We start from the raw sequence: 10795 nt of genomic DNA, 5'->3' as shown, positions 1-10795 counted from the left end.
CCTGGCGCGACATCCGCGACCTGATGGCGCTGGCAGCGGCGGCGGCCGTCCTGCAGGCGGCGCTGATCGCCGGGGCATTGGCGCAGGGGCTGCGCCCGGTCGCCACCATCGCCGCGCGCCTGTCCGACATGACGCGGGGCGACCTGGACAGCCGCATCGGCCCGCTGCCCCATCCCGACCTGGCGGCGCTGGCCACCCATGCCGACCGGCTGGCGCAAGCGCTGGAACAGGCCCGCACCGACCGCACCCGCCTGCAGCACCAGGTGATCGCCCGCGCGGACGCCGAACGAAAGGCCATCGCCCGCGACCTGCACGACGAGATGGGCCCGTGCCTGTTCGGCCTGCGGGTCGAGGCCGATGCGCTGCGCGAGGCGGCGCCCGACCCCGCGACCGCCGCGTCGGCCGACCAGATCGCGGCGATCGCGGAACAGATCGCCCGCGTGAACCGCACCCTGCTGGACGATCTGCGCCCGATGGCGGTGGGACAGCTGCCTTTGGCCACGGTGCTGGCGGATTACGTGGCCGATCTGAACCGCCGCTTTCCGGGCACCCGCTTTGCCCTGGACATGGCCGCGGGCCTGCCCGAGCCCGACGAGGCCACCGCCCTGACCCTGTTCCGCATCCTGCAGGAGGGCACAACGAACGCCCTGCGCCATGCCCGGGCGGACCGGGTGGACATCCGGCTCTGGACCGATCCGGCGCATTGGCGCATGGTGCTGGCCGATGACGGCGTGGGCATGGCCCCCGACCGGCGCGAGGGGACCGGCCTGACGGGCATGCGCGAACGCATCACCCTGCTGGGCGGCACCCTGCGCCTCGAGGCCGGGTCGCCCGGCACGCGCCTGATCGCGGACCTGCCCCGGCAGGCCGGACAGCCCTGACGACCGCCAGCACTGAGGACAGGACGACCCCGTGACGAAACGCGCCTTGGTCATCGACGACCACCCGATCACCCATCTGGGCGCCAGCCGCCTGCTGCGCGATCTGGGCTATGACCCGGTGGGCCAGGCCATGTCCGGAGAGGAGGCGCTGGACCAGCTGACCCGCGACCCCGCCGCCGACCTGATCGTCCTGGACATCAGCCTGCCCGGCGCGGGCGGCCTGGACCTGGTCGCCCCGCTGCTGGCCGCCGCCCCCGACGCGCGCATCCTGGTCTTTTCGATGAACGACCAGACAGGCTTTGCCGCCCGTGCCCTGCAGGCGGGCGCGCAGGGGTTCCTGTCCAAGAACGCCCCGCCGTCCGATTTTCGCGACGCCGTGCGCACGCTGGAGGCCGGAGAGTTCTATCTGGCCCCAAAGCAGGCGATGGCGCTGGCCACGCTGCGTGCGGGCGCGGCGGGCGACCCCCTGGGCGCGCTGTCGGACCGCGAACGCCAGGTCCTGGCCCTGATCGGGCAGGGGCATGCGCTGCAGGCCATCGCGGATCAGTTGGGCGTCAGCTACAAGACCGCGGCCAACACCTCGTCGGCGCTCAAGAAGAAGCTGGGCGTGGACGGGATCAACGGCTTGATGAAATTCGCGCTGGACAGCGGCGTATAGGGGGTCAGCATGCTGGCTTGGTTCACGAACGACACCGACACGACGCCCGGCGCGGCCGACCTGGCGCTGGAGGCGCTGGCGTCGGACCTGCGGGCGCGCGGCCTGCCCGTGGCGGGGGCGGTGCAGCGCAACCTGGACCTGGGCCCCGACTGCGCCTGCGACATGGAGATGATCGTGCTGGGCGATCCCGGCGATCCGGTCCGCATCTCTCAGTCGCTCGGGCCGGGGGCGCAGGGCTGCAGGCTGGATACCGGCGCGCTGGAGGAGGCAGTGGCGCGCACCGCGCCCCGCCTGGCCGGCGCGGGCCTGGTGGTGATCCCCAAGTTCGGCCGGCAGGAGGCGATGGGCCGCGGCTTTCGTGACCTGATCGGCCAGGCGGTGGCCGACGGGCAGCCGGTGATCCTCTACGTGCCGCGCCAGCAGCAGGCGGCGTTCCTGGATTTCGCGGGCGATCTGGCGGTGCGGATCCGGCCCGACCAGCTGCGGTCCTGGTGCCTGGACCGATTCTCGGCGGCGTCGTGACGGACCTGGACGCGCGGGGACTGCTGTGTCCCCTGCCGGTGCTGCGCCTGCGCAAGGCGCTGCTGGCGATGCCTGCGGGGGCGACCATACGGCTGATCGCGACGGACGGCATGGCGATGGTCGATGTGCCGCATTTCTGCGGGCAGGCCGGGCATGCCATGATCGGGATGCGCGATCTGGGCGACGGCGTCACGGAATTCACGGTCAGGCGCGGCCCCGCGACCGGACAGGCAGCCGATCCTGCCCCCGAAGAGAGTTGAGCACCGACGATGACCATGCCCTTCCTGCCCTCGCGCAAGCGCCTGTCGGAGTTGACGGAGCAAGAGATCGTGGCCCTGGCCATCGCCTCCGAGGAGGATGACGCGCGCATTTATCGCAACTGGGCGGCGTTCCTGCGCAAGGACTATCCCGCCAGTGCCGCCGTGTTCGACGCCATGAGCGCCGAGGAGGACGGCCACCGCCGCCTGCTGCTGGACATGCACCAGCGCCGGTGGGGTGACGCCATCGCCGTGATCCGCCGCGAACATGTCGCAGGCTATGTCACCCGCCGCCCCGCCTGGATGATCGAGAACCTGTCGCTGGACCGCATCCGCGCCGAGGCCGCGGGCATGGAACGCGACGCGGCCGAGTTCTATGCCCATGCCGCCCAGGTCAGCCAGGACGCCGGCACGCGCAAGCTGCTGGGTGATCTGGCCGCCGCCGAGCGCGGCCACGAGAACCGCGCCCACGAGCTGACCGAACAGCTGCTGCCCGCCGATGTCCGCGCCGAGGAGGATGCCGTCGCCCATCGCGATTTCGTCCTGACCTGGGTCCAGCCGGGGCTGGCGGGGCTGATGGACGGCAGCGTGTCGACCCTGGCGCCGATCTTTGCAGTGGCGTTTGCCACGCAGAACCCCTGGACGACCTTCCTGGTGGGCGCCGCCGCCAGCATCGGCGCAGGCATCAGCATGGGCTTTACCGAGGCCGCATCCGATGACGGCGTGGTGTCGGGGCGCGGATCGCCGCTGAAGCGCGGACTGTCGTCGGGGGTGATGACCACCGTGGGCGGGATGGGGCACGCCCTGCCCTATCTGATCCCGGATTTCTGGACCGCCACCACCATCGCCATCATCGTCGTCTTCGTCGAGCTGTGGGCCATCGCCTGGATCCAGAACCGCTGGATGCAGACACCCTTCTGGCGGGCCGTCTTGCAAGTCGTCGTGGGCGGTGGTCTGGTGCTGGCCGTTGGGGTGCTGATCGGATCGGGCTGACGGCCCCCGCCCGGGGGCCAGATGACCGAGATCCTGCTCAAGACCCTGCCCTTCTTCGCCCTGATCGGGCTGGGTTGGGTCGCCGCCGCCACGCGGTTCTTTCCCGCCCAGGGCGCGGCCTGGCTGACGAAGTTCGTGTTCTATTTCGCGCTGTCGGCGATGCTGTTCCGCTTTGCCGCGGGGGTCGATCTGGGTCGGCTGTTCGATCTGCGCTTCGTGCTGGCCTATCTGGCCGGGTCCACGGCGGTCTGGGCCGTAGGCCTGTGGGTCGCGCGCGCCCGCGGCCTGGGCCTGGCCGAGGCCGCGATGGAGGCCCAGTGCTGCATGATCGGCAACACCGGCTTTCTAGGCGTGCCGATGCTGGTCGTGCTGCTGGGCCCGGCGGCGATCGGGCCGGTGCTGATGGTGCTGATCATCGACATGCTGGTCTTTTCCACGCTGATCACGCTGATCGTGCATGCCTCGCGCAATGGCGGGGTCGGCGTCGCCGCGATTGTGCCGGTGCTGCGGGGGATCGCGGCCAACCCGATGATCCTGGCGATGGTCGCGGGCCTGTCCTGGGGCGGGCTGGGCCTGCCCATGCCCGCCCCCCTGGACGAGTTCCTGTCGATCCTGGGGGCCGCCGCCACGCCGGGCGCGCTGTTCGCCATCGGCGCCAGCCTGGCGGGACGCAGCCTGGCGCGGCTGGCCCCGTCGGCCTGGCTGTCGGGGGCCAAGCTGATCCTGCACCCGGCTGCGGTGGGTCTGGCGGCCTGGGCCTTCGGCGTCGATCCGGTCGCGGCGGGGGTCATGGTGGTCGCGGCGGGCCTGCCGGTCGCGGGCAACGTCTATATCCTGGCACAGCATTTCGGGCTGGCGCAGCAGCGGGTGTCGACCGCGATCCTGATCTCGACCGCGGCCAGCATCCTGACCATCCCCGCACTGATCCTGCTGATCGGGGCCTAGGCCCGCGCGGCCAGCATCGCCTCCTCCAGGATGTCCAGGGCCTGTGCGAACTGGTCGTCCGGGATGGTCAGCGGCGCCAGGAAGCGGATCACGTTGCCATGCACCCCGCAGGTCAGCAGCAGCAGCCCCCGCGCCAGCGCCTGTTCGCGCACCCGCGCGGTCAGGCCCGCATCGGGCCCGTCCGGCCCGATGAACTCGGCCGCAATCATGAAGCCCGGCCCCCGGATGTCGGCCAGTTCCGGCATCTGCGGCCCGATCGCCTCCAACCGCGCCTTCAGCGCTGCGCCCAGGCGGTCGGCGCGGGCGCACAGGCCCTCCTCCTCGATCACGTCCAGCACCGCCAAGCCAGCCGCGATTCCCAAAGGGTTGCCGCCATAGGTGCCGCCCAGCCCCCCCGGCTCGGCCGCGTCCATGATCTCGGCGCGGCCCGTCACGGCGGCGATGGGCAGCCCGCCGCCCAGCCCCTTGGCCATGGTCACCAGATCGGCCGCGACGCCGTGATGCTCCATCGCGAACAGGCGGCCGGTGCGCGCGAACCCGGTCTGCACCTCGTCGGCGATCATCACGATGCCATGCCGGTCGCACAGCGCGCGGATCGCCACGACGAAATCGGTGGGCGCGGGATAGAAGCCCCCCTCGCCCTGCACCGGCTCGAACACGATGGCGGCGACGCGGGCGGGGTCCAAGTCGGCCTTGAACAGCTTGTCGATGGCGGCAAGGCTGTCTTTGGTGGTGACCCCATGCAGCGGGCAGGGGAAGGGCGCGTGGAAGACGTCGGGCATCATGCCGCCGAAGCCCTTCTTGTAGGGGACGACCTTGCCGGTCAGCGTCATTCCCATGAAGGTCCGCCCGTGGAACGCGCCGGTGAAGGCGATCACCGCATCGCGCTTCGTGGCCGCGCGGGCGATCTTGACCGCGTTCTCGCAGGCCTCGGCCCCGGTGGTGACAAAGATCGTCTTCTTGGCGAAATCGCCCGGGGTCGCGTCGTTCAGGCGCTCGGCCAGGCGGACATAGTTCTCATAGGGCAGAACCTGGTGGCAGGTATGCGTGAACGCGTCCAGCTGGGCGCGCACGGCCTCGATCACGCGGGGGTGGCGGTGGCCGGTGTTCACGACCGCGATACCGGCGGCGAAGTCGATCAGGCGGTTGCCCTCGATGTCGGTGACGGTGGCGTTTTCGGCATGTGCCGCGAAATGGTCGGTCATCACGCCCACGCCGCGGGCCATGGCGGCGCGGCGGCGGGCGGCGGTTGCCGCGTTGGTCGCGGCGTCGGTCAGGTCCTTCATGGTGCATCCCTCCCTGGATGGATGATCCAAGGGTGATCCTTTCGCACGCGTTTGCCAACGGCGAACTTCGCCTCGACGCAGGCGGCGGGGCGGGCTATCCCCGGACGCGCACGTTCAAGGGAGGGAACCGGACATGCGCGACATCGCGGATCTGAGGCTGTCGAACATCCTGCTGGCGGTGGACGACGAGGGCATCGCCCGCGTCACCCTGAACCGCCCGGCCAAGCGCAACGCGCTGGACCTGGCCACCATCGAGGAGCTGATCGACATCTTCACCACCCTGCCGCGCGCGGGCGTGCGCGCCGCGATCCTGGACGCGGCGGGCAATCATTTCTGCGCCGGGCTGGACCTGGTGGAACACCACCGCGAGGATCGCAGCGCCGCTGATTTCATGCAGGTCTGCCTGCGCTGGCACGATGCGTTCAACCGGATGGAATATGGCGGCGTGCCGGTCATCGCCGTCCTGCAGGGCGCGGTCGTGGGCGGCGGGCTGGAACTGGCCAGCGCCGCGCATATCCGCGTGGCGGGGCCCGGCACCTATTTCGGCCTGCCCGAGGGGCAGCGCGGCCTGTTCACGGGCGGCGGCGCCACGATCCGCGTGGCCGACCTGATCGGCAAGGCGCGGATGATCGACATGATGCTGTCCGGGCGCCTCTATCGCGGGGACGAGGCCGTGTCGGTGGGGCTGTGCCAGTACATGGTCGACGACCCGGCCGCCCATGCGCTGCAGATCGCGCGCAAGGCGGCACAGAACCCGCCGCTGTCGAACTTCGCCATCTGCTCGGCCATTAGCCACATGCAGAACATGAGCGCGCTGGACGCAGCCTATGCCGAGGCCGCCGTGGCTGGCGTCGTGAACACCCAGGCCGCGGCCCGTGACAGGCTGGCGGCCTTCGCCGGCGGAACCGCGGACAAGATCAAGCCCGCCTGACGGGGGCGCCATGTCGCGTCGCGGGCCTTGGGCCCATGCCGCGGCAGCGGTCGGCCGGGGCTCGATGCCCCGGCTGACCGCTCCTCGCTCAGGGCATCAGGGTCAGGACCAGCGTGACCACCCCGCCGATCGCCAGGAACCCCAGCAGCACGAAGACCCCGTCCCGCGCCAGCAGGCCGAACGCCAGCAGGCTGACCACCACGCCCATCAGCGACGAGGTGAACGGAATGAATTCCAGCAGCGGCATCACCAGCCCGCAGCACAGGCAGATCCCCTGCACGATCCAGCGCATGGGCCGGCGCACCAGCGGGGTCAGCCGCTCGTGGCTGACCCGGTCCAGGAACCGCGCGGGCTTCTCCATCCAGTCCAGCGCCTTGCGCAGCCGGTCGCCGGACAACTGCCGCCGCATCAGGAAGCCCGGCAGCCAGACGTGATCGCGCCCGATCAGCATCTGCGCCGACACCAGCGCGATCAGCAGGCCGCAGATGCTGGAGAACAGCGGCACGCCCGACAGGGGCGACGCCACCGCAAAGGCCGGGATCATCAGGTTGGGGGGCAGCGAAGCCTGGCCCAGGGCCTCGGCGATCTGTCCGACGCTGACCTTGTCGCCTTCGGCCCCCTTGCGCACGCGGCCGACCAGATCGGTGATGACGGTGTCATCGCTCATCGCATTCTCCTGCTTGTCGGGGGTGCAACGCATGGACGCGTCACGGGGTCCGCGCTCAGCCCGCGCGGCGTGCGGCGGTCAGCAACCGGTCCAGCGACTGCAGGAACCGTGCCCGGTCGGCCTTGCCGAACCCCGCCCCGCCGCCCTTGTGGAACGGGTCCGCCGCGCGGATGTCAGCCATCAGGTCGCGCGTGGCCAGCCGTGGGCCGATGTTGCGCACGTCCAGCACCTCTCCGGCATGGGTCAGCACCGCCGCCCCCGCCTTGATGCAGCGATCGGCCAGCGGCAGGTCACCCGTCACCACCACGTCGTCGGGACCGCAGCTGTCGGCGATCCACTTGTCGGCCTCGTCGGGGCCCGCGGACACGATCTGCAGCCGGACCAGCGGATGCGTGGGCATCCTGAGGCCCCCGTTGCAGACCAGCACCATGGGCACACCCATGCGGACGGCCACCCGCTCGGCCTCGGCCTTGACCGGGCAGGCATCCGCATCGATGAACAGCGTGGTCATCAGTCGCGCAGCAGCTCGTTGATGGATGTCTTGGACCGCGTCTGCGCGTCGACACGCTTGACGATCACCGCACAGTACAGGTTCACGCCGTTCTTGGACGGCATCGTGCCAGACACCACGACCGACCCCGCCGGAACCTCGCCATAGGTCACGCTGCCGGTTTCGCGGTCGACGATCTTGGTCGACTGGCCGATATAGACGCCCATCCCCAGGACCGATCCCTCGCGCACGATGCAGCCCTCGACCACCTCCGAACGCGCGCCGATGAAGCAGTCGTCCTCGATGATCGTCGGCCCCGCCTGCAGCGGCTCCAGCACGCCGCCGATGCCAACGCCGCCCGACAGGTGGACGTTCTTACCGATCTGCGCGCAGGACCCGACGGTGGCCCAGGTGTCGATCATCGCGCCCTCGCCCACATGGGCGCCCAGGTTGACAAAGGACGGCATCAGCACCGCGCCCTTGCCGATGAACGCCGACCGCCGCACGATCGCGCCCGGCACGGCGCGGAACCCCGCGCGGCGCCAGTCGTCCTGGGTCCAGCCATGGAACTTGGACGGAACCTTGTCCCACCACGAGGTGCCCTGCGGACCGCCGGCCATCTCCTCCATGTCGTTCAGGCGGAAGGACAGCAGCACCGCCTTTTTCGCCCACTGGTTCACGTGCCAGTCGGCGCCGCGCTTTTCGGCCACGCGCAGGGCGCCGCTGTCCAGCTGGTGCAGGGTCTCGCGCACGGCCTCGCGGGCGGCGCCCTGCGTGTCGGGGGTGATCTCGGCGCGGGCCTCCCACGCGGTTTCGATGGCTTGTTCCAGGTCTTGGGTCATCTTGGCCTCTTGCTGCTGTCGCGTCCGGGTGGAAACTGTTGCCTGTGGGCTATAAGCATCAACCAATGCCCGCGCAATCCGCGCATCCCCCACCCCGAGGCCTTGATGACCGATACGACCGAACAGGACCGCGCCCACACCCTGCCCGCCAGCAGCCGCGACGCGGCCCGCGCCCGGCACGTGCCCGACACGCCCCAGACCCGTGCGCCGTCCTATCAGCTGGCCTTCAGCGACCGCGACTTTCTGCTGCGCGAGGAGCTGCGCCCCGTCCGCCTGCAACTGGAGCTGCTGAAGCCCCAGATGATCATGGACGAACACGGCATCGAATCCACCGTAGTGATGTTCGGCGGCGCGCGCATCCCGGCGCCCGACGGCGCGGCCCGCGACGCCCGCAGCCCGGCCTTGGCCGAACTGTCGAAATACTATACCGAGGCGCGCCTGTTCGCCCGCCTGATGACCGAACGCAGCCTGGCGCAGGGCGGCAAGGACCTAGTCATCTGCACCGGCGGCGGCCCCGGCGTCATGGAGGCGGGCAACCTGGGCGCGCAGGAGGTCGGCGGCCAGTCGATCGGCCTGGGCATCGTGCTGCCGCACGAGCAGGCCCCCAACCCCTATGTCACGCCGGATCTGTGCTTCAACTTCCACTATTTCGCGATCCGCAAGATGCATTTCCTGATGCGCGCCCGCGCGATCACGGTCTTCCCCGGCGGCTTCGGCACCCTGGACGAGCTGTTCGAGGCGCTGACCCTGATCCAGACCGGCCGCATGGCCCGCATCCCGGTCCTGCTGTTCGGGGCCGAGTTCTGGGACGGCATCATCAACTGGCAGGCCCTGGCCCGCGCCGGCACGATCAGCGCGTCGGACCTGGACCTGATCCGCTATGTCGAGACCGCGGACAAGGCCGTGGCGATCATCGACGCCTGGTCGCCGGAATGAAACGCTTGCATCGCGCCCGTGGCCCGATCATGCAGATCGCATGACACGCGCGCTGGACGATCTGGGCTGGGGGCCCTTCTTTGCCGATCAGGTCACCGATGACGATGCGGGGCTGGTGCCCATGCGCATCGCCGCGGTGCACCGGTCGCGGCTGATGGCCGAAACCGGGGCGGGCCAGGTCCGGCTGGACCTGCCGCTGCATGCCACGACCGCAGACTATGCGGTGGGCGACTGGGTGCTGGCCAAGGGCGACACGCGCGTGGTGGCCCGCCTGCTGGACCGCCGCGCCCTGCTGCGTCGCCGGACCGAGGGGGCGGATGCCCGCCAGCTGATCGCCGCCAACGTGGACACGCTGTTCGTGGTCACGTCGTGCAACGACGATTTCAACCCGGCCCGCCTGGAACGCTATCTGGCCCTGGCGAACGAGGCCGGGACGGACCCGGTGATCGTGCTGACCAAGATCGACAAGGTCGACGACCCGTCGGACTGGATCGACCGCGCCCGCACCCTGCAGCGCGGGCTGCGGGTCGTGGCGTTGAACGCCAAGTCGCCCGATGCGGCCGCGGTGCTGGCGCCCTGGTGCGGACCGGGGCGGACGGTCGCGCTGGTGGGTTCGTCCGGGGTGGGCAAATCGACGCTGCTGAACACGCTGTCGGGCCGCGATGCCCAGGTCACAGGCGAGATCCGCGAATCGGACGCCAAGGGGCGGCACACCACCACCGCGCGGTCGCTGCATCCGGTGGCGGGCGGGGGCTGGGTCATCGACACGCCCGGCATGCGCACGCTGCACGTGGCCGATGTCGCCGTGGGCATCGAGATGCTGTTCGCCGAGATCACCGAACTGGCCCCCCATTGCCGGTTCCGCGACTGCACCCATGCGCATGAACCGGGCTGCGCGGTGCAGGCGGCCGTGCGCGCCGGCACGCTGGACGCGGACCGCCTGGAACGCTGGCGCAAGCTGCACGACGAGAACCGCGACAACACCCCGGTCCAGACCGGACCCCGCGGCAACCGCACGACCCTGCCCCGCGGCGGCAGGCGGCGCTGACGGTCACTGCTCCCGCAATCATGTTGCAGGCGCTGGGGGAGAGGTCGTCCTCGGCGGACGTTTCCCGGTTTGGGTATCCCCTGCTGCTGCAAACGTCGTTGAAGAATCTAGGGCAAAAACTGCAACCCGCTCCACGTCGGCAAACATTGCCTTTGAAGCTATGCCAAAAATGCGACGAACAGGGCCAAGGGTCACGCGCCAGAACGGCTGATGCGTAGGCGAGGCCAAACGCATCGAAGACAGGTCTCTGGACTGGTCTGGTCGACGGGCAAAAACTCCCGTGACGCCGCGGCGGCGATCACCGTCAAACGCACTGTAGAGCGTGCCATCCGCACAAGA

13 protein-coding genes are annotated in these 10795 nt (G+C 70.3%); 9 read left to right on the top strand and 4 right to left on the bottom strand.

What is annotated here, in order from left to right; all coding sequences use genetic code 11:
* The 6 genes from TW83_RS12340 to TW83_RS12315 form a co-directional block, all read left to right on the top strand.
* Positions 1–881, top strand: an 881-nt coding sequence (locus tag TW83_RS12340; protein WP_045983075.1) for a histidine kinase, incomplete at its 5' end; no start/stop codon positions are given.
* Between the two features lie 31 nt (positions 882–912).
* Complete coding sequence (locus tag TW83_RS12335; RefSeq protein ID WP_052714856.1) at positions 913–1539, top strand: response regulator transcription factor; 627 nt, start codon at positions 913–915, stop codon at positions 1537–1539.
* A gap of 9 nt (positions 1540–1548) precedes the next feature.
* Positions 1549–2061, top strand: coding sequence for a DUF2478 domain-containing protein (locus tag TW83_RS12330; RefSeq protein WP_045983074.1), 513 nt, complete (start codon positions 1549–1551; stop codon positions 2059–2061).
* On the top strand, positions 2058–2321 hold the full coding sequence (locus TW83_RS12325; RefSeq protein WP_045983073.1) for a sulfurtransferase TusA family protein: 264 nt from the start codon (positions 2058–2060) through the stop codon (positions 2319–2321). The genes TW83_RS12330 and TW83_RS12325 overlap by 4 nt, the downstream gene beginning before the upstream one ends.
* A 15-nt stretch (positions 2322–2336) precedes the next feature.
* Positions 2337–3311, top strand: coding sequence for an iron exporter MbfA (mbfA, locus tag TW83_RS12320; protein ID WP_045983078.1), 975 nt, complete (start codon positions 2337–2339; stop codon positions 3309–3311).
* A gap of 21 nt (positions 3312–3332) precedes the next feature.
* On the top strand, positions 3333–4256 hold the full coding sequence (locus TW83_RS12315) for an AEC family transporter (protein WP_045983072.1): 924 nt from the start codon (positions 3333–3335) through the stop codon (positions 4254–4256).
* Here the strand turns inward: TW83_RS12315 and TW83_RS12310 are convergent.
* Positions 4253–5542: a 4-aminobutyrate--2-oxoglutarate transaminase gene (locus tag TW83_RS12310; RefSeq protein WP_045983071.1), complete on the bottom strand. Its 1290-nt coding sequence runs from the start codon at positions 5540–5542 to the stop codon at positions 4253–4255. The genes TW83_RS12315 and TW83_RS12310 overlap by 4 nt on opposite strands.
* Positions 5543–5675: 133 nt before the next feature.
* Here TW83_RS12310 and TW83_RS12305 point away from each other — a divergent pair, with 133 nt between their 5' ends.
* Positions 5676–6473 carry a crotonase/enoyl-CoA hydratase family protein gene (locus TW83_RS12305; protein ID WP_045983070.1) on the top strand — a complete coding sequence of 266 codons (798 nt, stop codon included), beginning with the start codon at positions 5676–5678 and terminating at the stop codon, positions 6471–6473.
* A gap of 88 nt (positions 6474–6561) precedes the next feature.
* Here TW83_RS12305 and TW83_RS12300 read toward each other — a convergent pair whose 3' ends face one another.
* The 3 genes from TW83_RS12300 to dapD are packed head-to-tail and all read right to left on the bottom strand — an operon-like array spanning position 6562 to position 8472.
* The gene (locus TW83_RS12300; RefSeq protein WP_045983069.1) at positions 6562–7140 is read right to left on the bottom strand and encodes an exopolysaccharide biosynthesis protein; all 579 of its coding nucleotides are present in this window, start codon (positions 7138–7140) and stop codon (positions 6562–6564) included.
* Between the two features lie 55 nt (positions 7141–7195).
* On the bottom strand, positions 7196–7651 hold the full coding sequence (locus TW83_RS12295) for a YaiI/YqxD family protein (protein ID WP_045983068.1): 456 nt from the start codon (positions 7649–7651) through the stop codon (positions 7196–7198).
* On the bottom strand, positions 7651–8472 hold the full coding sequence (dapD, locus tag TW83_RS12290) for a 2,3,4,5-tetrahydropyridine-2,6-dicarboxylate N-succinyltransferase (protein WP_045983067.1): 822 nt from the start codon (positions 8470–8472) through the stop codon (positions 7651–7653). Before dapD ends, TW83_RS12295 begins: the two co-directional genes overlap by 1 nt.
* 105 nt (positions 8473–8577) lie before the next feature.
* On the opposite strand from dapD, the gene TW83_RS12285 reads away from it, so the two are divergent.
* Both TW83_RS12285 and rsgA read left to right on the top strand, forming a co-directional pair.
* Positions 8578–9408, top strand: coding sequence for an LOG family protein (locus tag TW83_RS12285; RefSeq protein WP_045983066.1), 831 nt, complete (start codon positions 8578–8580; stop codon positions 9406–9408).
* Positions 9409–9448: 40 nt separating this feature from the next.
* Entirely contained in the window at positions 9449–10456 is a 1008-nt protein-coding gene (gene rsgA / locus TW83_RS12280; RefSeq protein WP_045983065.1) for a ribosome small subunit-dependent GTPase A, read from the top strand.
* Positions 10457–10795: the final 339 nt, after the last annotated feature.

The organism is Paracoccus sp. S4493, from assembly GCF_000967735.1.
Lineage (GTDB): Bacteria > Pseudomonadota > Alphaproteobacteria > Rhodobacterales > Rhodobacteraceae > Paracoccus > Paracoccus marcusii.
This window is presented reverse-complemented; position numbering and strand designations above follow the sequence as displayed.

Excerpts from the sequence above, each read along its gene's own strand:
- dapD (WP_045983067.1), bottom strand. The coding sequence starts at position 8,472 with ATGACCCAAGACCTGGAACAAGCCATCGAAACCGCGTGGGAGGCCCGC.
- TW83_RS12305 (WP_045983070.1), top strand. The coding sequence starts at position 5,676 with ATGCGCGACATCGCGGATCTGAGGCTGTCGAACATCCTGCTGGCGGTG.
- TW83_RS12285 (WP_045983066.1), top strand. The coding sequence starts at position 8,578 with ATGACCGATACGACCGAACAGGACCGCGCCCACACCCTGCCCGCCAGC.
- rsgA (WP_045983065.1), top strand. The coding sequence starts at position 9,449 with ATGACACGCGCGCTGGACGATCTGGGCTGGGGGCCCTTCTTTGCCGAT.
- TW83_RS12315 (WP_045983072.1), top strand. The coding sequence starts at position 3,333 with ATGACCGAGATCCTGCTCAAGACCCTGCCCTTCTTCGCCCTGATCGGG.
- TW83_RS12330 (WP_045983074.1), top strand. The coding sequence starts at position 1,549 with ATGCTGGCTTGGTTCACGAACGACACCGACACGACGCCCGGCGCGGCC.
- TW83_RS12295 (WP_045983068.1), bottom strand. The coding sequence starts at position 7,651 with ATGACCACGCTGTTCATCGATGCGGATGCCTGCCCGGTCAAGGCCGAG.
- TW83_RS12300 (WP_045983069.1), bottom strand. The coding sequence starts at position 7,140 with ATGAGCGATGACACCGTCATCACCGATCTGGTCGGCCGCGTGCGCAAG.
- TW83_RS12310 (WP_045983071.1), bottom strand. The coding sequence starts at position 5,542 with ATGAAGGACCTGACCGACGCCGCGACCAACGCGGCAACCGCCGCCCGC.
- mbfA (WP_045983078.1), top strand. The coding sequence starts at position 2,337 with ATGCCCTTCCTGCCCTCGCGCAAGCGCCTGTCGGAGTTGACGGAGCAA.